This is a genomic window from Kitasatospora sp. NPDC058046 (genome assembly GCF_042885595.1).
In the GTDB taxonomy this organism is placed as follows: Bacteria; Actinomycetota; Actinomycetes; order Streptomycetales; family Streptomycetaceae; genus Kitasatospora.
On record NZ_JBHVRS010000005.1, the window covers coordinates 230307 to 255725 of the forward strand.

The window sequence follows — 25419 nt, forward strand, 5'->3', positions numbered from 1 at the left end:
GGGATCAGGCCGGTACGGGTCCGGCGAAGTCGAGCACCCGCCGCGGCTCGCCGAGCAGGTCGGCCTGCCGGAGGATCGCCTGGTAGGCGTGGTGCAGCGCGCGGCCGGGCTCCAGCCCCAGGTCGTCGGCGAGCCGGCGGCGGGTGCTGTGGAAGACCTCCAGCGCCTCGGCCTGCCGGCCGTCGCGGTAGAGCGCGAGCATCAACAGCTCGCTCAGGCGCTCCCGTTCGGAGTGCTCGACGGCGAGCTGCCGCAGTTCGGACACCGGGACCCGGGCCGAGTCCACGGCGAGCTTGGCGGCGGTCAGGTCCTCGTACGCGCTGATCCGGCGCTCCTCCAGGTGCGCCGCCCGGATCCGGCAGCGCAGCCCGTCGCAGGAGTCCATCAGGGCGCCGCCGCGCCACAGGCCGAGCGCCTCCTCCAGGGTCGCGATGGCGCGGTCCGGGTCGCGCCGGGCGAGATCGCCGCCCGCGTCGGCGAGCCGCAGGAATCGGTGCGCGTCGATCGCGTCCGTTGGGACGTCGAGGAGATAGCCGCCGTTGGCGGTGCGGAGGGTTTCGTCGCCCTTGCGGCCGGTCACGGATTCCAGCAGCCGGCGCAGTCGGCCGACATTCGCCTGGAGGGCGTTGCGGGCATTGGCCATCGGCTGGTCGCCCCATAACTCGTCCACGATCTCGTCGAACGGGACCGGGATCCCCGGTGAGGTCGCCAGCAGGGTCAGCACGACGCTGGTCCGCTTCGACGCCATGGTGTAGTGCACGTTCTCGTGCGACAGGAGCAGCGGACCGAGAAGCTTGATTTCCACAGCAGCACCCCATGATTTTCCGAGCCGTCCAGGTGAGTCTGCGCGACGCCGGTGCGGACCGGGAGATACCAGCCGGGCGGGGCGGCCGGGGGCGGATGGTATGACACGCCCTGTGCATGACACCCGGAGGGGCGCCGGATCGACGGGGGAGCGATCCGGCGCCCGGCTCGGAGGCGGGGGTGCGGCCTCGCCGCGCCACCCGGGACGGGCCGACGGGGACGCACCGTGACGGCGGGCCCGTATCTGTCGACCTGTCAGAAGAATGCTACAGGTGGCGGGTTGAGCTGTCCATGGGAAGTCGGAGGTGCGGCTACGGCTGCCCGGCGCCCCGGCCGTAGCGGTCCAGCTCGTGGAAGAAGCCGTCCACGACGGCGAGTTCGCCCCGCGCGGCCAGCGCGTCGTAGACGTACCGGCCGACCGCGAGGTCGAGCACGCCGAGCCCGAACGGCGAGAACACCACCGGCCGGTCGGTCGGCACCCGGACCTTTCCGGCCATCACCTCGTGGAGCGTGCCGTCGATGAAGTCCCGGTTGCCGGTGAGCTGTTCGGTCAGGTGCGGGGAGGTCTCGGCCTTCAGGCAGTGCTCGACGTCGTCCAGCACGTTGGCCGAGGCGAGCAGCACCTCGGGCGCCAGGTCGCGCAGCGAGACGTTGAGCACCACCGGGTTGTGGGAGAACCACGAGGGGTCGGTGAGGTGCGGCTTCGCGGCGACGGTCGCCAGGACCACCAGGTCCGAGGCGCGGACCAGTTCCTCGGCGCTCCCGTGCACGGTGATCCGGGGCGAGGCGCCGGCCTGCTCCCGGTCGGCCCGCTCCGGGGCCGCGCGCTCCAGGTAGGAGCGGAAGCCGGCCGCGTGCTCGGCGGACAGGTCGTGCACCCCGACCTCGTCGAACTCCCAGCCGGTGCGGGCCAGATAGGTGTGGATGTGCCGGGCGATCAGCCCGGTGCCGATGAAGCCGACCCGCCGCGGCCGGGGCCGGCCGACGGAGAGCCGGTCGGCCGCCAGCGCGGCCGAGGCGGCGGTGCGGGCGGCGCTGATGATCGAGCTCTCCAGGCAGGCGATCGGGTAGCCGGTCGCGGGGTCGTTGAGCACCAGCACCGCGGAGGCCCGGGGGAGGCCCGCGGCCACGTTCTCCGGGAAGCTGGAGATCCACTTGATCCCGTCGACCGGCGTGCCGCCGCCCACCGAGGCCGGCAGTGCGATGATGCGCGAGCTGGGCCGGTCCGGGAAGCGCAGGAAGTACGACGGCGGGTTGACCGTGTCCCCCTCGCCGTGCACCCGGTAGGTCGCCGCGACCAGGTCGACGGTCTGCTTCTCGTTGCCGGACAGCACGCCGTGCACCTGCGCGCCGGGGACGACGGCGAACTGCGGGATCTGCCTCTGCTGCGTCATGGATGGCTCCGTCTCGGGGGAGATCTGGCCACAGCAGTGTGGCTGACCTGCGCTGACACCTCGCTGATGGTCAGTCAGGCGTTCGAATAGTCCGACAGGTACGGGTCAACCCGACCTGCGACTTTCGACCAGTGCCAAATGACCTGGTCGGACCTTACGAGGATGCCTAGAGTCACTCTCTGGTGGCGCCGCCCTCAGCTTCTACCAGCGGGGTGACGACCGACGGCGCCACCTCGGCCGGTATCCGGCACCTCCCCTGCCGGAAACACGTGGACCACCGAAGAGGAGTCACCAGTGCTCGACCGGGTTGTGATCGTAGGCGGCGGAACAGCGGGTTGGATGACGGCTTCGTACCTGAAGGCCGCGTTCGAGGACCGGGTGGACATCACCCTCGTGGAATCCGGCAACATCTCCACCGTGGGCGTCGGCGAGGCCACCTTCAGCGACATCCGCCACTTCTTCGAGTTCCTCGGACTCAAGGAGAAGGACTGGATGCCGGCCTGCAACGCGACGTACAAGCTCGCCGTCCGCTTCGAGGACTGGCGCGAGCCCGGCCACTACTTCTACCACCCGTTCGAGCAGATGCGCTCGGTCAACGGCTTCCCGCTCACCGACTGGTGGCTCAAGCAGGGGCCGACCAGCCGGTTCGACAAGGACTGCTTCGTGATGGCCTCGGTCATCGACGCCGGCCTCAGCCCCCGCCACCTCGACGGCGCCCTCATCGACCAGCCCTTCGACGAGGGCGCGGACGAGATGCAGGGCCTCACCATGTCCGAGCACCAGGGCAAGACCCAGTTCCCGTACGCCTACCAGTTCGAGGCCGCGCTGCTCGCCAAGTACCTGACGCAGTACGCCACCGACAGAGGCGTCAAGCGCATCGTCGACGACGTCCAGGACGTCCGGCTCGACGACCGCGGCTGGATCAGCGGACTGCGCACCGCCGAGCATGGCGAGCTCACCGGCGACCTCTTCATCGACTGCACCGGCTTCCGCGGGCTGCTGCTGAACAAGGCGCTGGAGGAGCCGTTCATCTCCTACCAGGACACCCTGCCCAACGACAGCGCCGTCGCCCTCCAGGTGCCGATGGACATGGCGAAGCGCGGCGTGCTGCCCTGCACCACCGCGACCGCCCAGGACGCCGGCTGGATCTGGACGATCCCGCTGATGGGCCGGGTCGGCACCGGGTACGTCTACGCGAAGGACTACCTCTCGCCGGAGGAGGCCGAGCGGACCCTGCGCGCCTTCGTCGGCCCCGCCGCCGCCGACGTCGAGGCCAACCACATCCGGATGCGGATCGGCCGCAGCCGCAACTCCTGGTCCCGCAACTGCGTGGCCGTCGGCCTCGCCAGCGGCTTCGTGGAGCCGCTGGAGTCCACCGGGATCTTCTTCATCCACCACGCCATCGAGCAACTGGTCAAGTACTTCCCGGCGCAGGACTGGAACCCGGTCCGGCGCGACCTCTACAACCGGGCCATCGCCCACGTCATGGACGGGGTACGGGAGTTCCTGGTCCTGCACTACGTCGCCGCCAAGCGCACCGACACCCAGTACTGGCGGGACACCAAGACCCGGAAGATCCCCGACTCGCTGGCCGAGCGGCTCGAACTCTGGAAGGCCCAACTCCCGGACTCCGAAACGGTCTTCCCCTACTACCACGGCCTGCCGCCGTACTCCTACATGAGCGTCCTGCTGGGCATGGGCGGCATCGAGGTGGCGCACTCCCCGGCCCTGGACCTCTCCGACGGCGCCGCCGCGGAACGGGAGTTCGCCCAGATCCGGGAGAAGACCGAACGGCTCGTCGCGACGCTGCCCAAGGCGTACGACTACTTCGCCCGGATGCGCTGACCACGATCCCGGGAAAGGGGCCCGTTCGTCATGGACGTCCTCCAGCTCCTGACACGCGTCGTGCACGCGGCCGCCGTCCTCGGCGTCGTGCTGCTGATCGCCGTGGCGGGCAGGAGAGTCGCGCGCCGTCTCCGGCAGCCGGAGGTGATCGGGGAGATCACGGGGGGCCTGCTGGCCGGGCCCGCCGTGATCGCCCTGGCCGGCCGGCCCGCCTTCGACGCCGTGCTGCCGGGGCCGGTGTTCGACCTCGTCAAGACCGTCGCCGAGGCCGCCCTGGTGCTCTTCCTGGTCGGCCTCGCCCACAAACTACGCCGCGGCCGGGACCGGCTGCCCCGGCGCGCCACCACCTGGATCACCGTCGGGGCGCTGGTGCCGCCGCTGGCCACCGGAGGCCTGCTGGTCGGGCTGATCGCCCTCACCGGCGACCGGGCGGCCCGCGGCGGCGCCCCGCTGCCGGCCTTCCTCCTGATGGTCGCGGTCACCATGTCCATCACCGCCGTCCCGGTGATGGCCCGCATCCTGGCCGACCGCGGGATGAGCGACGGCGTCCCGGGCCGGCTCTCGCTGGCCTCCGCCGTCGTCATCGACGCCTGCGGCTGGCTGCTGCTCTCCCTGGCGATCAGCCTGGGCGCCGGGGACCCGGCACGCTCGCTGCACTCGCTGCGCGCCCTGGCCGTCGGCGTGGTCTGCGCGCTGGCCATCCGCTACGCGCTGGGCACCCGGACCGCGTCCCGGCTCTGCGGCCGCTCGCCCCGGGCGATGGCGGTCCTGGTCGCGGTGGCCGCCCTCGCGGTGGCCTTCGCCATGAAGCACCTCGGCATGACGTCGATCCTCGGCGCGGCACTGGCCGGGCTGGCGGTCCCGCACGACGACGGCGGCCCGTGGACCCGGGTGGTGTCCACGGTCTCCCGGTCGGGGCAGTTCCTGACCCCCGCCTTCTTCGTGGTCACCGGGGTCACCGTGCTCACCGGCGCCTTCTCCGCCACCTCCGGGGTGCTGATCGTCGGCACCGTCCTGCTGGGCTTCCTCGGCAAGGGCCTCGGCGGCTACCTCGGGGCCCGGATCGGCGGCCAGCCGCCCCGGACCGCCCGGCGGATCGGCGCGCTGATGAACACCCGCGGCCTCACCGAACTGATCGTCCTCCAGGCCGGCTTCGCCTCCGGGGTGCTGCCCGCGCCGCTGGTCCTGGCCCTGGTGGTGATGGCACTGGTCACCACGGCGGCCACCGGGCCGCTGCTGGAGCTGTTCGACCGGATGGAGGGCCGCCCGGCGGCCGAGGGGATCAGCGCGACGGCCATGGCGCCGGTGGAGTCCGTCGAGACAGAAAGCGGTGCGAGATGACCGAGTACGCGGGCGACCGGGCCCGGTTACGGGCCGGGGCCTCCGGGGCGTCCGGAGCCGTGGGGACGGCGGGAGCCACCCCCGACGAGTTCCGGGCCATGATGAGCGGGTTCCCCACGGGCGTGAGCGTGGTGTCCGCCACCGGCCCCGACGGCGCTCCGAGGGGCATGACCTGCTCCGCGGTGTGCAGCGTTTCACTCGACCCGCCCACCCTCCTGGTCTGCCTGCGCGACGGCAGCCCCACGCTCGAAGCGGTCACCGACAGCGGCCTGTTCGCGGTCAACCTGCTGCACGAGGACGCCCAGGGGACCGCCGAACTGTTCGCCTCCGGCAACCCGGACCGGTTCCAGTTGCTCCCCTGGGAGCAGGCCCCGGAGGCGGCCGGCCCGCACCTGGTGCGCGACGCCCACACGGTGGCCGACTGCGACGTGGTGCTGGCCCAGCGGGTCGGCGACCACGTCACCGTCTACGGCGAGATCCGCCGGGTCGTACGGCGCCACCACCCGCGGCCGCTGCTGTACGGGCTGCGCCAGTTCCGGGCCTGGCCGCGGAGCTGATCCCGGCAGGCTCCAGGACCCCCGGCACCGGACGGCGGCCGGGGGTCCAGCCCGCTGTGCCTACGAGGCGAGCAGGTGCGAGGCGCTCCGCGGCCGGGCCCCGCGGGCCGGCCGCTCGGACCGGTCGCAGCCCGTCGTCGCCGGCCGTACCGGCCCGCCGTCCAGCAGCGCCATCCCGAGCGGCGTCACCGAGTGCAGCACGGTGTTGCGCACCCGGCGGGTGGTGATCAGCCCGCTCCGGCGCAGCACCGCCGCGTGCTGGCTGGCGCTGGCCGCCGAGATGCCCAGCCGGTCGGCGAGCTGGCTGGTCGTGCAACTCGCCCGCAGCGTACGCAGGGCGGCGGCCCGGGTCTGGCCCACCAGGGCGCCGAGCGGCCGTGAGCCGCTGTCCCGCTCCTGCCACAGCTGGGCCCCCTTGCGGGCGTGCGGCGGGGCCGCGAACACCAGCACCACCTGCGCGTCCGGCCCCTCGGCGTCGATCGCCAGGCCCGGCCGGTGGTTGAGGAACACCGAGGGGGTGAGCACCAGGCCCCGGCCGCCCAGCCGGATGTCCTGGTCCGGCCCGCCGGGGATCTCCAGGACCGGCGCCCGCCAGGTCATCCGGGGGTGCGCGGTGGACAGCAGCAGCTCCACCCCGCCGGCCATCACGATCCGGCCGCGCGCCTCGCACTCGGCCACCAGGTAGGCGTGCAGGTGCTGCCAGAACGGCGCCACGGCCAGCTGCCAGGCCTCCAGCAGGCAGGCGTCCACGCCCGCCCCGGTCCGCTGCGGCAGCTCGGCGGCCTCGGACGCGTCGAACGGCCCGGACGGCTCGGGCGGCGCGTCGGGCGCCTCCGCGTACCGCAGCGCCTGCCGGAGCAGCGAGTCCACGTCGTGCTCGGGACGGCTGCGCGGGCGGGGCACCGGCCGCCGGGGGAGGCGCTCGTTCACCTGCTTTCGCCACCGGGCGTACGGCGCGCTCACGCCGCGGTCCAGCAGGTCGCAGGCGAAGGCCGATTCCACGAGCGGGCCCATGGTGCTCTTCAGTCGGGTTCTGGCGAGGTCGGCTGCGGTGAAGTGAATCCTCTGCACGATGAAGGTCCCCGTTTCCGTGTCGATGAGGGAGAAATCGACGTGGCCCGGCCGCCGCCACGCGGGCAGGCCGGGCCCTTCCTCGGATGGATCGGACGTCGCCGCTACGAGGCCCGGGCGGCGGAGGCCTCGCGCAAGCTGCGCGGGCGCATGTCGGTCCAGTTGGCCTCGACGTAGGCCAGCGCCTCCTCGCGCGGCCCCTCGGCCAAGGCCACCGCCCAGCCGTCCGGCCGCTCGGCGAACGCGGGCCACAGCGAGTGCTGGCCCTCGTCGTTCACCAGCACCAGGAAGGTCCCGTCCGCGTCGTCAAAGGGGTTCGACATGTCGCACACTCCATTCCGGGTAGGGCGCGGTGCGGCCCTCGGGTCATCGGCGCACGCGGGACAACCGGGTGGGCCCGCTCCGCACATGCTCCCTCGGCTCGCTGACATGGTGCTGACCGCACCCTGATGGGGCTCCGGCGAGCCCGCCGGAACCCGGGAGGAGCGGTGAACTCTCCTTGGTCACAACGAATATGACACAACGTCCGCTCCGATACCGGCGTTCCGCACCGTTGCGGCCGGCGGCGCGGAGCCCGGCCGGGGGAGCCGGTGCGGCCGACGTCCCGGACGGGCGCCCGCACGGACGTGCCCCCGCACGGACGGCCCCCCGCACGGACGTGCCCTACCATGGCCCCGTGTTCCTCTTCCGTGACTAGGGCCCCGCGCGGCGACCGCACCCCGGTGGTGCGGTCCTTCGGCGTCCCGGTCCACCGGCGCGCGGCGCGCGCCAGCTCCAGAGGAACCCCCCCATGTCTTCGTCCTACGCGACGGTCCTGCGCACCCCCGGCGCGGTCCGGCTCTTCAGCGCGGCCCTGACCGGCCGCCTCTCCTACGGTGTCGTCCCGCTCTCGCTCCTGCTGGCCGTCACCGCCACGACCGGCTCGTACGCCCGGGCCGGCTGGCTGACGGCGCTTTTCGCCGCCTCCAACGTGCTGCTCTCACCCGCCCGGGCCGGGCTGGTCGACCGCCACGGCCCGCGCCGGACACTGCCGCCGATGGCGGCCGGGTACGCGCTGGTGTTGCTCGGCCTGGCCGCCGCCACCTGGCGTCCCGGCGTCCCGTACCCCGTCCTGCTCGCCCTCGCCGTGGCGGCCGGCGTGCTCGCGCCACCCCTCGGCCCGGTCACCCGGGCGCGGTGGAGCGCCCTGCTGTCCGATCCCGGGCTGCGCCGCCGGGCCTACAGTCTGGACACCGTCGCCGAGGAACTCCTGTACGTCACCGGCCCGTTGCTGGCCGGGGTGATCGCGGCGACGGCCCGCCCGGCGCTCGGACTGGTGCTGGGCGCCGCCCTCGTCCTGACCGGCTCCCTCGCCCTGGCCGCCTCGGTCCGCGCCGTCGGGCCGGACCGCGCCGAGGCCGACTCCGCCGCGACCGGCGGCCGTTCGCGCCCCTGGCGGCCGCCGGCCCGGACCGGCCTGCCGCTCGCCGCGGCCGCCGGGGCCGGGGCCGGACTCGGCGCGTTCGCCCTGCTGACGGTGGTCTTCGCCCGGCGGCACGGGCAGGCGGCCGACGCCGCCTGGGTGGAGGCGGCGCTGGCGGCCGGGAGCGCGACCGGCGGCCTCGCCCTCGGCGCCCTCGACTGGCGGGCCCCGGCCCGGCGGCGGCTCGCCGTCCTCACCGCGGCCTTCGCCGGCGCTCTGACCCTGACCTCCCTCGCCCCGACGGTCCCGCTCCTCGCGGCCGTCGCCGCCCTGGCCGGCCTCACCGTGGCCCCGACCCTCACCACCGCCTACCTGCTCGCCGACGAACTCGCCGAGCCCGGCCGCCGGACGCGCGCCGGCGCCTGGGTCAACACGTGCTTCAACGCGGGCAGTTCGGGCGGCACCGCGCTGGCCGGCCTGCTCGCCGACCACCTGCCGCTGCCCCTCTGCCTCGCCCTCGCCGCCACCCCGGCCCTGGCCGCCCTCAGCACCGCCCGGCCCCGTCCCACCACCCCGCCCGACCGCCTGCCCGCCTGATGCCGGGCCACCGCGCGGGCGGCAGCACCCGCCCGCGCGGCCTCCGGGGCCTGGGCGGCGCATCGGAGTACGGAGCGGCGCTCGAACCCGGCGGTCACGCCCCGCGTGCGATGAGTTCCCGTACGCCGTCCGCGACGGCCTTGCTGGTGCGCCACTTCCGGAGGAGGCGGTCCGCCGCCAGTTCCTCGACGACGGAGGTCAGCCAGGCGTCGTCGCCGAGCCGTTCGACCCGGCCGAGGTCGACGATGTTCCCCAGCAGCTGGTGCAGCAGCGTGATCTCGGGCGCCGGGTACCACCGCCGGTGGTGGACGAACCGGGGGCTCCACAGGTCGTAGGGGTGCCGGACCATGGCGCTGAGGCAGGAGCCGTGGGTGCCGATCGCCTCGTGGGGCGCGTGGTGACCGGTCAGGAGTCCGCCGGCCGGTGTACTGAGGAACCGGCCGCTGGTGACCCCGAGCTTCAGGCTCATCAGGCGCTTCCACGGGACCAGGAAGGGCTCCCGTCCGGTGACGCGGTGCTCGAACCCCTCGGGGAGGACGGCGAGATACGCCTTGCTCTCGTGGTCGCCGATGTACCAGCTGCCGTCGACCCGCACCAGCGGGCCGAGCCCGGGACCGAGGTCGCGGCCGGCCCCGACGGGCGGCGCGGCGGTACCGGAGGCGGCGGGGCGGTCGGTGTTCATGGCTCTCCTCAGGACGGGCGAGCAGCTGCCCGCCGACCAGACTTCCCGGCACACCCCCCGCGGTCACCATACCGGCGGACAGCGGCCGTTGGGCGGGAGGACGCGCAACGGCCCGGCGGGCGCGAGGTCCTCTCTTTCGGATCATGCCGGGCGCGCGACGTGATCCGAAAGAGAGGACCTACCCGACGTCGGACGGCTCCGAGGCGGCCGGGACGGTCTCCAGCGCCGTCATCCGCGGGAGCAGGACCAGCACCGCGACCAGCAGGACCAGCAGCAGCCCGCCGCCGACGAGCAGCGGGGTGCGGATGCTGACGACGGAGGCGATCCAGCCGCTGAGGGCGGCGCCGGCCATGATGCCGAGGCGGCTCAGCAGCATGTAGCAGCTGTTGACCCGGCCGAGCAGTTCCTTCGGTACGGCCTGCTGGCGCAGCGAGATCGCCTGGATGTTCCAGGTGACGATCCCGAAGCCGATCACGCCGTACAGCGCGGCGACTTCGGCCACCGAGGTGCTCAGGCCCATCAGGATCAGCGAGACGCCCATCAGCAGGAAGGCGAGGGCGATCCGGGTGCCCCGGCCGAGCAGCCAGCTGAGGCGGCCGGCCAGGGTGCTGGCGGCGGTGCCGCCGATGGCGCCGGCCGCGAGCACGATGCCGTAGGAGGCGGCGGGTGCGTGGATGACCTTGGTGACCATCAGGACCATCATGGTGGTGCCCATGAAGCAGGCCAGCGCGCCGAGGGTGGAGAGCACGGCGAGCATCCGCACGTCGCGGTGGCGGAGCAGCCAGTCGACGCCCTCGCGGATCTCGGTGAGCACCGGTCGGCGGTCGGCCCGGGTGCTGGGGGCGGTGGAGCGGCCGGTGGCGGCGACCAGGACGGCGGCGAGCGCGAAGGAGACGCCGTCCACGGCGAAGGGGTGGGCGGCGGCGACGGCGAACAGCGCGGAGCCGAGCAGCGGGCCGATCAGGTTGCCGCCGACCAGCATGTTGGCCTGCATCCGGCCGTTGGCGGCGTCGAGTTGGTCGGGGCGGACCAGCTCGGGGACGGCGGAGGTGGCGGCGTTGGAGAAGACCGTCTCGCCGCAGCCGAGCAGGAAGGCCAGGGCGGCGAGCGCGACCAGCGGCGGGTCGGCGAGGAAGACCCAGGCGGCGAAGCCGAGGACGACGACGGCGCGCGCGGCGTCGATGGTCCACATCAGCCGCCGCCGGTCGGCCCGGTCGGCGAGCACCCCGCCGTAGAGGGACATCAGCAGGAAGGGCAGCGAGGCGGAGACGGAGACCACGGAGACCGCGCTGGGGGAGTCGGAGACGGCCACCGCGAGCAGCGGCAGGGCGGAGTCCCGCATGCCGTCGCCGACCGATGAGATCGCCGACGCGGACCACAGCAGGTTGAACTTCCGGCCCAGTTGGGGACGGCTTTTGGACGGCTTCGCGGCCAGGTCTGCTGAGGTCACCGAGGCAGTATGTCATGTCCGCGGAGGGCCGTTCGGGCGGTTTCCGAAGTGCCCGGGGCGTCCCGAACTGTCCGTGTCGGTACGGGTGTCGGGCTCATCCGGAGGCGTCCGGAGTGTCCGGTGGGTTTCGGGCGGTTTCCGGTGGTTCGTCGGACGGCGGTGGAGGGCCGGGCGCGCTCAGCCCAGCCCCGAGACGCCCTTGACGAGGGTGGTCAGCCCGCCCGCCAGGGCCAGGCCCAGCACGACCAGCCGGGCGCGGGCCTCCGGCACCCGGGCGGCGAGCAGCCGGCCGATCGCCGCGCCGCCCGCGAGCGCGGTGGCCACCAGCCACCAGGCGGTCCCGGACAGCGCGGGCAGCCCCTTGCCCGCCAGGGAGAAGGCGTTCACCACCACGCCGTAGAACTGGGCGTTGGGCAGGAACTCGCGCGCCGTCCAGCCGGTGTTGACGGCGTACAGGGAGACGGCCGGACCGCCCACCCCGGCGGCCGAGTTCATGAACCCGCTGGTGGCGCCCGCGACCAGGGCGCCGCCGACCCCGCGCAGCGCGGCCGCCCGGACCCCGCGCAGCACCAGCAGCGAGGCCAGGGTGACCAGCGCGCCGATGCCGACGAGCAGTCCGGGCGTCGGAACCGTCGCCGCGACCCAGACCCCGGCCGGCACCGTGCAGGCCGCGGCGAGGATCAGCGGCAGCATCGCCGCCAGCCGTACCTGCCGCCAGCTGCCCAGCAGGCCGACGGCGCTGATGGCCCCGGCGGCGAGGTTCGACAGCGTGACGCCGTCGCCCGGCCCGAGCAGCAGCACCAGGACGGGCGCCGCGACCAGGGCGAAGCCGATCCCGGCGAGCCGCTGGACGGAGGCGCCCAGCAGGACGGTGCAGCCCAGTACGAGGTCGGTGGTCAAGCCGTCGGGCATCGGGTGCGGCCTCCCTCTCGGCGGGCTCCGCCGTCGGCGGGCGGTGCGTACCGATCATGCCGCACAGGCGGGTCGGGCGTGCCGTCGGTCTCATCGGGGACGGCCCGGAGATGTGGTCGGGAAGTATGCGAACTAGTGAGGCCGTGTCCGAACTCGATGCGATTTCCCGGCGCTTTCCGTCACCCGCGCCGGTGAACGCGGGGTGAGTGCGGGACGTGGACGACCGGTGGCCGCTGTCCTGGGGGTCCTGTCCGGATCGGGCCTGCGCCCGTCGGTGAGGGGAGACGGAACCTTGAAGAGGACGAGAAGACGGACGCGCCGGGCCGCGCTGACGGCGGCCTTCGCCGTCGTGCTGGCTGGCGGAGGACTCGTGGCGGCCCCGCCGGCCTCCGCGCAGGGCGGTGTCGGGGCGGTGACGGTCCGGGTGGTCCGGGCGGTGGACGCCACCGGCGTGTGGACGCCCGCGCTGGAGCCGGGCATCGCGGGCGTGACGGTGACGCTCACGGATGACGCGGGCACCAGGACCGAGGGCGCCACGGGCACCGACGGCACGGTGACGCTGGCCCCGGCCGCGAGCACGGCGACCGACGGCAAGTACCGCGTCCGGGTGGTGAATCCGAAGCCGGGCACGCTCTTCCCGGCCTTCGCCTCGCGCCAGGGCCTGGACGGCGCGCCGAACCAGTTGAGCTCCAACGAGGAGTTCGTCGACCTCTCCGACGGCCGGAACGTCGCGTACACCACCGGGTTCTGGTACCCGGGCGACTACTGCCAGAAGAACGCCCCGCTGGTGACGACCTGTCAGAACACCACCTGGCAGGGCGGGGAGCAGCGCACGCTGGTGTCGTTCCCGTACAGTGCGCGCGGCCAGGACGGCGTGGACGTCGACGTCACCGGCATCGCCACCGACGCGCAGACGGGCACGCTGTTCGGCATCGCGTGGAACAAGGCCGACCAGCGGGTGTTCTCCTCAGCGGCGGCCAAGCGCACCACCGACTACGGTCCGGGCGGCGCCGGCGGGATCTACGTGACGGACCCGGCGCGGAAGACCACCACGCTGTTCGCCACCGTCCCGGACGCCGGCGGTACGGCGCACGCGCCGGGGTCGGACGACGCGTTCCTGGCCGTGCCGGGCAAGGAGAGCCTCGGCGGGCTCAAGGTCACCGAGGACGGCCGGGACCTGTTCGTCGTCAACCTCAACTCCCGTGCGCTGTACCGCTACGACGCCACCGCGGCGACGGCCGCGGCGCCGACGGCCGTCTACCCGGTCCCGGACCCGGGCTGCCCCTCGGCTGGGGACTGGCGGCCGTTCGGCCTGGGCCTCCAGGACGGCGTCGGCTACCTGGGCGGCGTCTGCTCGGGCGAGTCGACGGGCCGGGCCTCGGACCTGCGGGCGGTCGTGCTGCCCTTCGACCCCGCCACCGGGCTGTTCCAACCAGCCGTCCTGGACCAGCCGTTGGACTACCCGCGGCAGTCGACCGTGGGCAGCGGCCCGTGCGACGGCGCGGGCTGGTTCCCGTGGACGGACACCTATCCGACCTCGCAGAACGGCCAGGCCTGCTCCGGCTACCGGGCCCAGCCGGAACCGGAGTTGGCCGAGGTCGGCTTCGAGACGGACGGCTCGATGCTGCTGGCCTTCCGCGACCGCCTGGCCGACCGGGCGACGGGCCAGTCGGCCTCGGGCGCCGCGGTCGGCGAGGTGCTGTCGGGCGGTGACCTGGACAAGGCCTGCGCGGAGAACGGCACGTACGTGCTGGACACCGACAACGGGTGCGGGCTCTCGCCCCGGGGCACCCGCTTCTTCGACACCAGCCGGTTCGGCGTCCACCACAACGCGGACTACGCCGGGATGGCGCTGTCCAAGGTCGAGAGCACCATCGGGATCTCCGGGTACGACCCGAACAACACGGCCTTCGGCTACGGAACGGCCTTCGTCCAGCGGGCGGACGGCCGGCAGGCCCCGGGGACCGGCCTGCGGCTCAACCCGGCGGACGTGCCCGCGCCGTTCGGCAAGGGCGCCTCGATGGGCGACCTGGAGGTGCTCTGCGACCGGGCGCCGCTGCAGATCGGCAACCGGGTCTGGTACGACCCCGGGCGCACGGGCATCCAGCGGCCGGGCGGGCGCCCGGTCCCCGGTGTCACGGTGCACCTGTACGACGGGGCGGGCGCGTTGGTCGGCACGACGAGGACCTCGGCGCGCGGCGAGTACTACTTCGACGACTCGAACGTCACCGGCGGCCTCGCGCCGCGAACCCGGTACACCCTCCGGCTGGACGAGCCGGCCGACTACGCCGAGGGCGGCCCGCTGTACGAGTGGGCGCCCACCCGGCACGACGTCGGCGACGACCCGTTCGTCAACTCCAAGGGCGTCGTCCCGAGGGGCGGGAAGTACGCCGAACGGGAACTGACCACCGGCGGACCGGGCGAGAACGACCACACCCTCGACTTCGGCTTCCGCCCGACGAGGGGCGTGCTGACCCTGGTCAAGGTGGACCAGGACGGCAGGCCGCTGGCCGGGGCGACGTTCCAGCTGTGGCGGGTCAGCGGCGGACCGGGGTGGCCGGGGTGGCTCGGCTGGCCGGGTCCCGGCCGCGGGGACACGCCGGTCGGCGAGCCCTGCACGACCGGGGCCGACGGCATCTGCCGGGGCCGCGGCGGGCCGGGGACGTACTACTGGGTGGAGCTGAGGCCGCCCGAGGGCTACGCGGCGGACCGGGCGGTCTTCGGGCCGCTGGTGCTCACCTGCGACAACCTCGGCGACGGGATCACGGTGACGGTGGTCAACCGGCTGATCCCCGGCCCCTGGCTGCCGCACGACCGGTGACCGGCGCCGGGCGGCCCCGCGGGGAGCAGGAGTCCGCGGGCCCGCCCGGTGCGGCCGGTTCAGTGCTTCGGGACGGCGTCCGCGGACTCCGGCAGCGGGTAGGCGCCGGGGTCGACCGGCCCCGGGAGGTCGGTCGCCGGGCGGCCGGGCGCGGTCGGGTCCGGCAGCGAGGGCTGCGCGGGCGGGACGGGCACCTGGCTGAACGGGATGCCGGGCGGCGCCTGGACGGGGCTGGTCCGGCCGAAGGGCGGGGCGCTCCGGCCCTGGGCGGCGCAGCCCGCCAGCGTCTCCAGGCCGTCCGGGCTCTGGACGGCCGGCTGGTTGCCGGTGAAGCAGTTGCCCGGGTCGACGGAGGCCAGCACCAGGTCGGTGCCGTTGCCGGTGGCCCGGTTGCCCTCGACCCGGTTGCCGCTCGCCGGGTGCCCGGGCGGGTCGGTGATGACGATGCCGGCCGCGCGGTTGCCCTGGACCAGGTTGCGCTGCACCTGGTTCGCCGTGCCGCCGCCGATCCCGATCCCGATCCCGTAGGCGCCGTCGGCCTGTTGGGGGGTGTCGGTGGCGTTGTTGTCGGTGACGACGTTGCCCACGATCACCGCGCCGTGCTGCGGGGCGAGGGCTTCGAGGTCGTTGGAGTTGACGGTGACGCCGACCCGGTTCCCGGTGACCCGGTTGCCGACCACGGTGAGCCCGTCGGAGGCGTTGGTGATCTCGATGCCGACGGCGTTGCGCTCCACGGTGTTGCCCCGCACCAGGGTGTCGCAGGGCTTGCACTGGCCGACGTAGATGCCGGAGTCGGCGCCCCCGGAGGCGTACGAGTCCTCGATGACACCGCCGCGGGCGTCGAAGGCGTAGATCCCGTACAGGCCGTTGTTGTAGGCGGTGACACTGCTGGCGCGGAAGCCCTCGACCACCGGGAAGCGCACGGTGTCCAGCGGGTTGTAGGCGGAGCCGCCGGCGCCGTGCTGCTGGAGCTTCTCGTCGGTGACGCCGGTGAACAGCACGCCGTTGGCGAGGTAGCCGTGGACGGTGAGGTTCTCCACCACCGAGCCGGGGCCGGAGGCGGTGATGCCGTTGACCAGCCGCAGGCCGCCGTCCAGCACCACGGTGTTGCGGTCGGTGCCGCGCAGCACGATCCGGGGCTTGGTGAGGCGCACGCTCTCCCGGTAGGTGCCCGGGTCGACCAGCACGGTGTCCCCCTCGCGGGCGACGTCCACGGCCTGTTGGATGGTCGGGAAGTGCTGCGGGACGCGGATGACCGTGCCGTCCGGGTGCTTGGCGTCGGAGGAGGACGAGCCGCCCGAGGAACAGCTGGCCAGCGCCAGGACGGCGGCGGCGAGCAGGGCGGGCAGGCGCCTGGCGACGCGGGCCCCGGGTGGGGGTGTCGTGCCGGACCGCGGGTGACGTGTGGTCAAAAGTTGCATACGGCGTGTTCTATCGTCTCCAATGTCGCCCATGCATGCCGAAACCGGAAAGGCGCAGGACCAGCCACCGACCGCGCGGGGCGCCGGGGTGGATCGAAGGGGGCTGCTCGCGGGCGGGGCCGTGGTGGCCGCCGGGCTCGGCGCGGGGGTCACGGCACTGGCCATGGGCACCGGCGGCGTCCGGGGGCACGGCCGCGGCGCCCGACCGGCGGCGGCACCGGAGCCACCGGCTATCCCCTTCCACGGCGAACGGCAGGCCGGGGTGACGACCGCGCAGCAGCCGGCCACCCAGCTGCTGGCCCTCGACCTGGCGCCCGCCGCGACCTCGGACGGGCGGGCCGCCCTGCGCGGCCTGCTCGGCGAGCTGACCCGGGTGCTGGCCGGGGCGACCGGCGGCAGCCCGGCCGACGCCCGGCTGCAGGGCGGCCAACCGGCCCGGCTCAGCAGCCTGGTGGGCGTCGGGCCGGGCCTCGCCGCCCGGCTGGGGCTGAACGTTCCGCCGGCCCTGCTGACCGAGCTGCCCGCCTTCCCCGGGGACCGGCTCGACCCGGCGCGCGGCGGCGGCGACCTGGTGGTCCAGCTGTGCGCGGCCGACCGCTGGCCGCTGTCCGTGGTCGCCGAACAGGTCGACGCGGTGGCCCGGGCGGCGGGCGCGACCGCGCGGTGGACGCAGTCCGGCTTCCTGGCCCGGACGGCCGGCGGCGCCACCCCGCGCAACCTGTTCGGCTTCAAGGACGGCACGGCGAACCCGGACGGCACCGAGAGCGGGCAGTGGGTCTGGGGCCCGCCGGGGCCGTACGAGCACGGGACGGTGCTGGTCTACCGCCGGATCCGGATGGACACCGCCGCCTTCGCCGCCCTCCCCGTCGACCACCAGGAGCAGGTGATGGGCCGCCGGGCCGGCGACGGCGCCCCGCTCACCGGCACGGCCGAGCACGACGAGCCGGACATCTACGCCAAGAACCCGGACGGCTCGTACCTCATCCCGGCCACCGCGCACGTCCGCCTCTCCAGCCCCCGGCTGGACGGCGGCGCCCGGATGCTGCGGCGCGGCTACAACTACGACGACGGCCCGGGCGACCGCGGCCTGCTGTTCTGCGCCTTCATGCGCGACCCGGCCCAGTTCACCCGCGTCCAGAACCGCCTGGCGGCGCGCGACGCCCTCAACACCTTCATCGAGCACACGGCCTCGGCGGTGGCCTATGTCCTGCCGGGAGCGCCGGAGGGCGGGACGCTGGGGGAGGGGTTGTTCGGGTGAGCCGGGGGCGGTGGTCGGCCGCCCCGCCCGACGGCTGAGGCCGGGCGGCCGACCGCCGGTGCCGGCTCCCGGCCTACCACCGGCTCCCGGCCTACCACCGGCTCCCGGTCGACCTACCAGTCGACCGGGAGGCGGGCCGGGCTCCGGGTGGTGCCGCCGAGCTGCCAGGCGAGCTCCGCGACCGGGGTGGTGAGGCGCAGGCCCGGCAGGGCGGTGGCGAGCCGGTGCAGGGACTCCCGCATCTCCAGCCGGACCCGCCAGGCGCCGATGCAGTAGTGCGGGCCGGAGCTGAAGGCGAGGGTCGGGGCGGGGAGCGGGAGGCCCAGGTCGGCGTCGAGGCCCTCGGGGTAGACGGCCGGGTCGCGGTTGGCGCTGCCGAGGCTGACGGCGACGACCGAGCCGGCCGGGATGGTCACGTCGCCGACCTCGACCGGCGCGGTGGTGCGGCGGATGGTGGCCTCGTCGTCGCCGAGCGGGATGTAGTGCAGCAGCCGTTCGGCGGTGCGCTCGGCGGTGTCCGGGTCGGCGAGGCGCGGCCAGTGCTCGGGGCGTTCGCCGAGCACGTAGACCAGGGCGTTGGCGAGGGCGCCGGCGACGCTCTCGTTGCCGCTGGCGGTGAGCCCGGCGACCAGGAAGACGAGGGACTCCTCGGGGACGCCACCGTCCTGGTCGGCGGCCCGGACCAGCCGGCTGACCAGGTCGTCGCCCGGCTCGCGGCGCCGGCGGGCGACCAACTCGCCCATGAAGGAGCCGAATTCGGCGAGGGTGGCGTCGTGGTCGGGGTCCGTGCCCGGTTGCTGCCCGCCGTCCTGCCCGCCGGCCAGCTCGCCGCCCTGGTCCTCGCCCTGGGCGAGCAGGGCGCGGGTCCAGCGCCGCAGCCGCTCCTCGTCCAGGTGGTCCGGCCCGTCCCCGTCGAGCCCCATCAGCCGGGTGGTGACGGCGAACGGCACCGGCCGGGCGAAGGCGGGGACCAGGTCGGCCGTCGGGCCGGCGGCGACCAGCCGGTCCACGGACTGCTGGACGGCGGCGGCGACCCACGGCTGCCAGCCGGCGATGGCGCGCGGGGTGAAGGCCCGTTGGGCGGTGCCGCGCAGCCGGCGGTGGGCGGGCCCGTCCTGGTTGAACAGGGACGCCGGGTTGGCGGCCACGTCGGCGGTGGCGCCCGCGGTGCCGACGTCATGCAGGTCGGCCCGGGTGACCCGGGGGTCGCCGAGGACCTGCCGGACGTCGTGGTAGCGGGTGATCAGCCACGCGGGGGTGCCGTCCGGGAGGGTGGTGGGTTGGGGCGGCTGGGCGGGGGTGGTGGGGAGCCGGTGGAGTGGGGGGAGGGTGGTCCCGGTGTCGGCTGCGGCGGAGTCCATGGGTCCCTTCGCGGGGTTCGGAGGTCCGACTGGTCGAGGGGAGTCAGAGCATCCAATTGTCATATGTTCATGAGGAATTGGGCGCTTGCGGAGCTTCTCCCCTTACGTCCCGATGGTATGCCCTCGGTGCCCCCAGCCGGGTGCCGGATCGACGGGCAGCAGCGGCCGGAGCGCGCCCAGCACGGCGCCGATGCAGGCGTCCCGCAGCTCGGTGCGGGAGCAGCTCTCCTCGGTCAGCCAGTCGATGACCAGCACCCGGACGAACACCAGCCAGCTGCGCAGGACCTGCGACACCGCCAGTCGCGCCTGCTCGTCCGCGAGCGGGAGGACGCCGAGCAGCCGGCCGCGCAGGGCGTCGAGCTCCTCGGTGATGATGGTCTGGATCACCTGGTCCCCGGCCAGCACGCGGTTGGCCGCGAGCACGGCGTGCCGGTTGGCGATGAAGTAGTCGAGGTGGGCGTCCATGCCCTCGACCAGCTGCTCGACCAGGGTGTCGCCCGGGTCGAACCGGCTCCTGGCGAGCAGGTCGGCGGAGGCCTCCCGGTAGACGGCGGCGAAGAGTTCGTGCTTGCTCGCGAAGTGCCGGTAGAGCAGGGCGCGGGAGACCCCGGCCTGCTCGGCGACCTCCTCCATCAGCACCCCCTCGTACGGCCGTTCGGCGAACAGCCGGGCACCGACGGAGAGCAGCTGGGCGCGTCGCTCGGCGGGGGAGAGTCGGCGGCGCCGTTCGTGGACTGGCATGCGGGCCAGGCTACTTGACACGTGTCTACTTGCCGGCGCTAGCGTGGTGGGCAACGTAGTAGACACGTGTCAACCAGACCTCTGTGAGGGGTGGACGGGCCATGGCCAAGGCGTTGCGGGTGCTCGCGTGGACGATGGGGATCGCCTGTGTGGCGATCGGCTTCCTCCACATCCTGCTGGGGAACTCCGCGATGCCCGGGATCGCGGACGCCGGCCCGACGGTCGGCAGCTTCGGCCGCTTCATGGGCGCGGTCTTCGCCGGGTACGGGGCGGCCTGGATCCACGCTGCCCGGCAGGCGCCGGTGCCCGCCCGGCCGGTGCGGTGGCTGGCGGCGGTCCTCCTGCTGGGCGGCCTCGCGCGGGTGCTGGCGCTCGTCGTCGACGGCCGTCCGCACTGGTTCCAGCTGGTGCTGATGGGGATCGAACTCGGGCTCGCACCCGTGTACTTGTGGCTCGCCGACGCGGACGAGCGGGCGCACGCGGACCTGCGGTCGACGCACGCGGAGCGGCGGTCCTGAGCTCCCCCGGTTCCGTCATCGGGGGCCGGTCGTCAGCGGAGGCTATGCTGCCCCTGCGATCGAACGTACGTCCGCGAGGAGGGTCCGGAGCATGAGCGGCACCGTGGTGGCGGTCAGCAGCAACGCCGAGTACTCGTTCACCAAGCCGAACCGGGACGGCATCACCCTGCTCGCCGGTCTGGGTGTCGAAGGGGACGTGCACGCCGGGGTGACGGTCCGGCACCGGTCCCGGGTCGCCCAGGACCCGACCCAGCCCAACCTGCGCCAGGTCCACCTGATCCACCGCGAACTGCTCACCGAACTCGGCGAGTCGGGCTTCGACGTCACGCCGGGCGCCCTCGGCGAGAACATCACCACCGAGGGCGTCGACCTGCTCGGCCTGCCGGTCGGCGCGGTGCTGCGGATCGGCCCGGAGGCCGAGGTGGAGATCACCGGCCTGCGCAACCCGTGCACCCAGATCGACGCCTACCGGCCCGGCCTGCTCAAGCAGGTCGTCGGCCGTGCCGAGGACGGCACGATCGTGCGCCGCGCCGGCATCATGGGCGTCGTCCGCACCGGCGGCCCGGTCCGGCCCGGCGACGCCGTCGCGGTCGAGCTGCCGGACGGCCCGCACCGCCCGCTCGACCGGGTCTGACCCCGCGGGCCTCAGGACGCGTCGCCGTCCCCGTTTCCATCGACGCGGCGCAGGTCGTAGAGGTACGACCGGCCGGCCTTCCAGCTGCGCCACGGCCCGGTCGGCGGGAGCTCCCGGTGCCGGTCCTCGCCCAGCAGCGGAGCGGAGTTGGGCACGCCCTCGGCGTCGACGACGCACCAGCCCCGCTCCGGCGTCCACCGGCACCACAGGTCCAGGTCCCGCCGCTTGTAGGACGGGCGGCCGTTGGCGGTGCCGTTCAGGTCGAAGCGGTAGACCAGGCCGTCCAGGCGGCGGACGAACTCGATCGCGGACACGGCTGATCCCCTCCTGGAATGCCCCGGCGAGATACCCCCACCCCGTAAAGGTGACGGCTTCCGGAGGCCGTCGGAGGAGCCGTCACCGCTGGAACGCGGTCAGGACCTGACCAGGCGGGCGATGGCCTGGTTGGCCTCGCGGATCTTGGTGCCCGCCTCCTGGCCGCCCTCGGCGATGGCGTCCCGGACGCAGCATTCGATGTGCTCGTCGAGGAGTTGGAGGGCGAAGGACTGGAGGGCGCGGCTGGCGGCGGACACCTGGGTGAGGACGTCGATGCAGTAGGTGTCCTCTTCGACCATGCGCTGGAGGCCACGGATCTGGCCCTCGATGCGGCGGAGCCGCTTTCGGAAGTCGTCCTTGTGCGAGCTGTAGCCGGCCATGGCCGTCTCCGGTTCCTGTGCGGTGAGGCGTGCGCTCACTCTACCGGGGGCGTGCCGAGGGGGAGTCGGCCCGGACGGGCGGGGTGGCGCCCTCCCGTCCGGGCCGATGTCGGAGGCTCAGGCCTCGACGCGGCCGACCAGCTCGTAGCCGGCCTCGTCGACGGCGGCGGCCACGGCGGAGTCGGCGAGCGGCAGGGTGCTGCCGACGGTGACCCGGCCGGTGGCGAGGTCCACGGCGACCTCCTCGACGCCGTCGAGCTTCTTCAACTCGGCGGTCACCGAGGAGACGCAGTGGCCGCAGGTCATGCCCTTCACCTGGAAGACCGAGGTCAGGCCGGACTCGGCGGCCGGTGCCGCGCCGGCGCCGGTGCCGCACGAGCCGCAGCAGGAGGTGGCCTCGGCGGCGGCGGACTCGACGGTGACGGTGGTCTCGCTCATGGGTGTGCTCCTGTCGTGGTGCCCGGCGCCGGCCGGACTGCCCGGGCGGCTGCTTCAGTTCGAACATACCATACCCCCCTAGGGTAATTGCTAGAGCTGCCGGAGCACCTTCCACCGCCCGGACGGGGCCGTCAACGACCCGCTGTGACAGTCCTGTTGCGGGTGCCGGGGCAGGGTGGAGGAGCTCCCCCGCATCCCCGGACGACCGACCCCACCACCTGAGGTGAACCCATGGACCACACCACCCGGCGCACCCCGCGCGGCCTGCGCGACATCCTCGCGGCCGGCGAACGGACCTACTCCTTCGAGTTCTTCCCCGCCAAGGACGAGGCCGGCGAACGCGCCCTGTGGGCGGCGATCCGGCGGGTGGAGGCGGTCGCGCCGACCTTCGTCTCGGTCACCTACGGCGCCGGCGGCTCCTCGCGCGACCGCACCATCGGCACCACCGAACTGATCGCCGCCCAGACCACCCTGCGCCCGGTGGCCCACCTCACCGCCGTCGGCCACTCCACCGCCGAACTCCAGGCCGTCCTACGGCGCTACGCCGACGTCGGCATCCGCGACGTCCTCGCCCTGCGCGGCGACCCGCCGGGCAACCCCAACGGCCGCTGGGAGCCCCACCCGCAGGGCCTGCGCTACGCGGCCGAACTCGTCCGACTCGTCAAGGAGTGCGGCGCGTTCACCGTCGGCGTCGCAGCCTTCCCCGAGCGCCACCCGCGTTCGGCGGACTGGGACGACGACATCCGGCACTTCGTCGCCAAGTGCCGGGCCGGCGCCGACTACGCCGTCACCCAGATGTTCTTCGACGTCGAGCACTACCTGCGGCTGCGCGACCGGCTGGCCGCGGCCGGCTGCGCGACCCCGGTCATTCCCGAGATCATGCCCGCCACCGACGTACGCCAGATCAGCCGCTTCGCCGAACTCAGCGGCGCCTCCTTCCCCACCGGACTGGCCCGACAACTGGAGGCGGCCCGCGGCGACCGGGCGACCGCCCACCGCATCGGCGTCGACCACGCCACCAGGATGGCCGAACGCCTCCTCCACGAGGGCGCGCCCGGCCTCCACTACATCACCCTGAACCGCTCCACCGCCGCCCTGGAGATCCACCGCAACCTCGCCCTCACCACCCCGACCCCCCGCCCCCTGACCCCCACCGCAGCCTGACCCCTGCGGCGAACGGCGAAGCCGAACCAGTCCGGCGCCGGCCTCCCCACCCGAGGAGGCCGGCGCCGGAGGGCGCCTCGCTACGAACGGAGTCCATCATTCGCGCGTTCCGTAGCAGTCGCCGACTCGGCGAGTGCACGGACGACGAGCAATGCCGTCCCCTCGTCGTGGATCCCTGTCGATTCCCTCTGCTCCACGATCATTTCCGCTGCCATGTGCGCCGTGGCATGCGCCAGCGAGTACTCGCCCAGGACCAGATCCCGCCCGATGATCCCGATGACAGCGTCGAGAGCGGGGACGACGTCGTACAGGTTCCTTCCATCCGCCCACACGGCTTCTCGGGCCCTCGGATCCTCACTCATGAACGAGATCTTCTCAAGGATCACGAGGCCGACCGACTGTGGGGCGGCAGTCGTGCGGACCCCTGGCCACCGACTCCACCGCGGCCGGCGGCGTGAGCGGATCGGCTTGGCCGGGATCCCGGCCAAGCCGATCGCGGATCCGGTAGGCACAACAGGGCCCTGCCCTGCGCGCTTGACCTTCGATGAGACACGGTGTGATCCGTCAGGCCTCGGTGAGGATCGCTCAGGGTTCGTCGCAACGGGACGGTCAGCGGGTGCGGTAGGCCTCGGTGATGGTCTGGTCGAGGGTGTTGCCGTCGGTGTCGGTCAGTTCGGCGCGCAGGGAGACGGCGGTGCCGGCCGGGGGGTTGTGGACGGTGACGGCGCCGGCGTCGAGGGGGAGGCGGGTCCAGGAGGCGCCGCCGTCGGTGGAGGAGGAGACGGTGAGCGAGCGGACGCGGCCGTCCGCGGCGGCGCCCTGCACGGTGACCGGGACGCGCAGCGCGCTGCCGGCCGTCGCGGTGCCGGTCGGGTCGAGCTCGGGGGCGAACCGTACGACGCTGACGGGGAGCGCGGTCGGGGCGGCGGTGGTGGCGGAGGCGAAGGTCCAGGACGCGGTCACCCGGGTGGTCGCGCCAGCCGCGGCCTTGCGGGTCACGGTGGTGGCCAGGCGGTAGCCCGCCGTGCCCGGGGCCACGGTGAACTCGCCGCGCCCGGCCGCGTCGGAGGCGGCGCCGACCAGCACCCCGTCGCGGTACAGCGAGGTGTAGGCGGTGTCGAACGACGGGGTCCACGGCACGTGGCCGTCGCCGTCGGCGAGCAGCGGGACGTCCGCGGTGATCCGGTCGCCGTCGCGGGAGACGGCGGGGCGGTCGGTGAGCGCGGGGCCGAAGACGGGGCCGTCGAAGGTCCGGGTGGTCGTGGCCCCGGCCCGTACGGCGACGCGGTCTTCGGTGTAGTAGGTCGGCCGGCTGCCGTCGGCGCGGGGGACGGTGACGCCGATGTCCCAGGTGCCGCGTTCGGGTGCGACGTGGAAGGTGGCGGTGGCGGGTGTGGTGACGCTCCGGGATTCGCCGATGCTCGCTCCGTCGCTCGGCTGGAGGCTGACGAGCGCGGTCCCGGCGCCGCCCGGTCCGGCGGCGCCGCGGATGTTCACGGTGGCCAGCTCCTGCGTGGAGTAGTGCTTGCTGAGCCCGGTCAGCGCGCGGGTGCCGGTGGAGGTCCGGCCGAGCAGGTAGCCGCCGGTGTCGGTGTCCCAGTTGACGTCGAACCACTGCTTGACCGCCCCGGCCTCGGCCTGCGGCCCGAGGTGGGCGACGCGCAGGTTCGGCGACCCGTTGGCGACGTTGACGGTCCTGGTGGCACCCTCGTGTGTGACCTCGACGAACATCCCGCTGTGCCGGAAGCGCGCGGACCCGTCCGGGGGCCGGACGTCGACGAGGGCGGTGGTCCGCGCGTCGACGGTGACGGTGGTGTCGTGGTCGAGGTCGAGGCGCGGCTGGACAATCCAGTCCGTCCAGATCGTCCCGCCCGGCTCCAGACCCGAGGTCAGGTTGCTGTCCAGCACGTACCGACCCTTGGGCAGCCGCACGGTGGTGACGCCGGAGGGGGCGTCGAGCCGGACCGAGGTGTCGGCGCCGGGGCCGGAGATCCCGGTGACGCTGGTCCGGTAGGGCGCGGTCGCCTGGCCGGCGCGGTCCAGGTGCCGGACGGTGAGGGTGTACGTCTCCGGCTCGGCGGCGAAGGCCGGGCCGCCGAGGGCGGGAGTCGAGGCGCCGACCAGGGCGACGGCGACGGCCAGGGCCCGGAGGGCGTTCCGGCGGGGAACGGAACGGGGAGCGGAAGCAGTGGTCATGTCCTGTACTGCTCGGAGGGGCACCGGAGTTCCTGTGAGCCGGGCCACACACCAGTGGTGGCTGTGACGCACGTCACCGGAACCCGGGTGCCGGACCGGGCAGGGCAGAGTGTGGAA

The 25419-nt window shown here is 74.0% G+C and carries 24 protein-coding genes; 9 read left to right on the forward strand and 15 right to left on the reverse strand.

All coding sequences use genetic code 11. From position 1 onward, the window contains the following. Window positions 1-4 precede the first annotated feature (4 nt). Together ACFVU7_RS13290 and sbnB are read right to left on the reverse strand one after the other, a co-directional pair. Entirely contained in the window at window positions 5-805 is an 801-nt protein-coding gene (locus ACFVU7_RS13290) for an AfsR/SARP family transcriptional regulator (protein WP_234348407.1), read from the reverse strand. 310 nt (window positions 806-1115) lie between these two features. Continuing rightward, complete coding sequence (sbnB, locus tag ACFVU7_RS13295) at window positions 1116-2198, reverse strand: 2,3-diaminopropionate biosynthesis protein SbnB (RefSeq protein ID WP_388045072.1); 1083 nt, start codon at window positions 2196-2198, stop codon at window positions 1116-1118. A gap of 294 nt (window positions 2199-2492) precedes the next feature. Between sbnB and ACFVU7_RS13300 the strand changes: the two genes are divergently transcribed. Genes ACFVU7_RS13300 through ACFVU7_RS13310 form a run of 3 tightly spaced genes read left to right on the forward strand, consistent with a single transcriptional unit; the run spans window position 2493 to window position 5941 of the window. Further along, a complete protein-coding gene (locus ACFVU7_RS13300) occupies window positions 2493-4043 on the forward strand; it encodes a tryptophan halogenase family protein (RefSeq protein ID WP_388045073.1) in 1551 nt (516 codons plus the stop codon). Between the two features lie 30 nt (window positions 4044-4073). Continuing rightward, a complete protein-coding gene (locus ACFVU7_RS13305) occupies window positions 4074-5384 on the forward strand; it encodes a cation:proton antiporter (RefSeq protein ID WP_388045074.1) in 1311 nt (436 codons plus the stop codon). Next, window positions 5381-5941, forward strand: a complete 561-nt coding sequence (locus ACFVU7_RS13310) for a flavin reductase family protein (RefSeq protein WP_117487100.1) — start codon at window positions 5381-5383, stop codon at window positions 5939-5941. Before ACFVU7_RS13305 ends, ACFVU7_RS13310 begins: the two co-directional genes overlap by 4 nt. 60 nt (window positions 5942-6001) lie before the next feature. Here the strand turns inward: ACFVU7_RS13310 and ACFVU7_RS13315 are convergent, their stop codons facing one another. Together ACFVU7_RS13315 and ACFVU7_RS13320 are read right to left on the reverse strand one after the other, a co-directional pair. Next, the gene (locus ACFVU7_RS13315; protein WP_388045075.1) at window positions 6002-7012 is read right to left on the reverse strand and encodes an ArsR family transcriptional regulator; all 1011 of its coding nucleotides are present in this window, start codon (window positions 7010-7012) and stop codon (window positions 6002-6004) included. Window positions 7013-7116: 104 nt separating this feature from the next. After that, window positions 7117-7335 (reverse strand): MbtH family protein, encoded by a 219-nt coding sequence (locus ACFVU7_RS13320; protein WP_074002447.1) that lies wholly within the window; start codon window positions 7333-7335, stop codon window positions 7117-7119. A 467-nt stretch (window positions 7336-7802) separates the two neighbouring features. Between ACFVU7_RS13320 and ACFVU7_RS13325 the strand changes: the two genes are divergently transcribed. Further along, entirely contained in the window at window positions 7803-9011 is a 1209-nt protein-coding gene (locus ACFVU7_RS13325; protein ID WP_388045076.1) for an MFS transporter, read from the forward strand. A gap of 94 nt (window positions 9012-9105) precedes the next feature. Here the strand turns inward: ACFVU7_RS13325 and ACFVU7_RS13330 are convergent, their stop codons facing one another. The 3 genes from ACFVU7_RS13330 to ACFVU7_RS13340 form a co-directional block, all read right to left on the reverse strand. Beyond that, window positions 9106-9693, reverse strand: a complete 588-nt coding sequence (locus ACFVU7_RS13330) for a hypothetical protein (RefSeq protein ID WP_074002449.1) — start codon at window positions 9691-9693, stop codon at window positions 9106-9108. Window positions 9694-9871: 178 nt separating this feature from the next. Beyond that, window positions 9872-11143 carry an MFS transporter gene (locus tag ACFVU7_RS13335; protein WP_388045077.1) on the reverse strand — a complete coding sequence of 424 codons (1272 nt, stop codon included), beginning with the start codon at window positions 11141-11143 and terminating at the stop codon, window positions 9872-9874. A gap of 177 nt (window positions 11144-11320) precedes the next feature. Further along, window positions 11321-12055, reverse strand: a complete 735-nt coding sequence (locus ACFVU7_RS13340; protein ID WP_117487094.1) for a sulfite exporter TauE/SafE family protein — start codon at window positions 12053-12055, stop codon at window positions 11321-11323. A 292-nt stretch (window positions 12056-12347) separates the two neighbouring features. On the opposite strand from ACFVU7_RS13340, the gene ACFVU7_RS13345 reads away from it, so the two are divergent. Continuing rightward, window positions 12348-14876: an SdrD B-like domain-containing protein gene (locus ACFVU7_RS13345; protein WP_388045078.1), complete on the forward strand. Its 2529-nt coding sequence runs from the start codon at window positions 12348-12350 to the stop codon at window positions 14874-14876. Window positions 14877-14935: 59 nt separating this feature from the next. Here the strand turns inward: ACFVU7_RS13345 and ACFVU7_RS13350 are convergent, their stop codons facing one another. After that, window positions 14936-16297: a right-handed parallel beta-helix repeat-containing protein gene (locus ACFVU7_RS13350; RefSeq protein WP_388045079.1), complete on the reverse strand. Its 1362-nt coding sequence runs from the start codon at window positions 16295-16297 to the stop codon at window positions 14936-14938. A gap of 31 nt (window positions 16298-16328) precedes the next feature. Between ACFVU7_RS13350 and ACFVU7_RS13355 the strand changes: the two genes are divergently transcribed. Then, window positions 16329-17555, forward strand: coding sequence for a Dyp-type peroxidase (locus tag ACFVU7_RS13355; RefSeq protein WP_388045080.1), 1227 nt, complete (start codon window positions 16329-16331; stop codon window positions 17553-17555). 113 nt (window positions 17556-17668) lie between these two features. On the opposite strand, the gene ACFVU7_RS13360 is transcribed toward ACFVU7_RS13355, so the two are convergent. After that, window positions 17669-18916 (reverse strand): cytochrome P450, encoded by a 1248-nt coding sequence (locus ACFVU7_RS13360; RefSeq protein WP_388045081.1) that lies wholly within the window; start codon window positions 18914-18916, stop codon window positions 17669-17671. 102 nt (window positions 18917-19018) lie between these two features. After that, window positions 19019-19657 (reverse strand): TetR/AcrR family transcriptional regulator, encoded by a 639-nt coding sequence (locus tag ACFVU7_RS13365; RefSeq protein ID WP_388045082.1) that lies wholly within the window; start codon window positions 19655-19657, stop codon window positions 19019-19021. A gap of 101 nt (window positions 19658-19758) precedes the next feature. Between ACFVU7_RS13365 and ACFVU7_RS13370 the strand changes: the two genes are divergently transcribed. Then, window positions 19759-20175 (forward strand): DUF4345 domain-containing protein, encoded by a 417-nt coding sequence (locus ACFVU7_RS13370; RefSeq protein WP_388045083.1) that lies wholly within the window; start codon window positions 19759-19761, stop codon window positions 20173-20175. Window positions 20176-20266: 91 nt separating this feature from the next. Beyond that, on the forward strand, window positions 20267-20809 hold the full coding sequence (locus ACFVU7_RS13375) for an MOSC domain-containing protein (RefSeq protein ID WP_117487089.1): 543 nt from the start codon (window positions 20267-20269) through the stop codon (window positions 20807-20809). Window positions 20810-20820: 11 nt separating this feature from the next. On the opposite strand, the gene ACFVU7_RS13380 is transcribed toward ACFVU7_RS13375, so the two are convergent. From ACFVU7_RS13380 to ACFVU7_RS13390, 3 genes are all read right to left on the reverse strand, one after another. Further along, entirely contained in the window at window positions 20821-21123 is a 303-nt protein-coding gene (locus ACFVU7_RS13380; RefSeq protein WP_388045084.1) for a hypothetical protein, read from the reverse strand. Window positions 21124-21222: 99 nt separating this feature from the next. After that, the gene (locus ACFVU7_RS13385; RefSeq protein ID WP_375875564.1) at window positions 21223-21504 is read right to left on the reverse strand and encodes a metal-sensitive transcriptional regulator; all 282 of its coding nucleotides are present in this window, start codon (window positions 21502-21504) and stop codon (window positions 21223-21225) included. A 117-nt stretch (window positions 21505-21621) separates the two neighbouring features. Beyond that, window positions 21622-21942: a heavy-metal-associated domain-containing protein gene (locus ACFVU7_RS13390; RefSeq protein ID WP_388045085.1), complete on the reverse strand. Its 321-nt coding sequence runs from the start codon at window positions 21940-21942 to the stop codon at window positions 21622-21624. Window positions 21943-22173: 231 nt separating this feature from the next. Between ACFVU7_RS13390 and metF the strand changes: the two genes are divergently transcribed. Next, window positions 22174-23106 carry a methylenetetrahydrofolate reductase [NAD(P)H] gene (metF, locus tag ACFVU7_RS13395; protein ID WP_082346002.1) on the forward strand — a complete coding sequence of 311 codons (933 nt, stop codon included), beginning with the start codon at window positions 22174-22176 and terminating at the stop codon, window positions 23104-23106. A gap of 80 nt (window positions 23107-23186) precedes the next feature. Here the strand turns inward: metF and ACFVU7_RS13400 are convergent, their stop codons facing one another. Next, a complete protein-coding gene (locus tag ACFVU7_RS13400; RefSeq protein WP_388045086.1) occupies window positions 23187-23492 on the reverse strand; it encodes a hypothetical protein in 306 nt (101 codons plus the stop codon). A 223-nt stretch (window positions 23493-23715) separates the two neighbouring features. Next, complete coding sequence (locus ACFVU7_RS13405; protein WP_388045087.1) at window positions 23716-25302, reverse strand: serine protease; 1587 nt, start codon at window positions 25300-25302, stop codon at window positions 23716-23718. Between the last annotated feature and the right edge of the window lie 117 nt (window positions 25303-25419).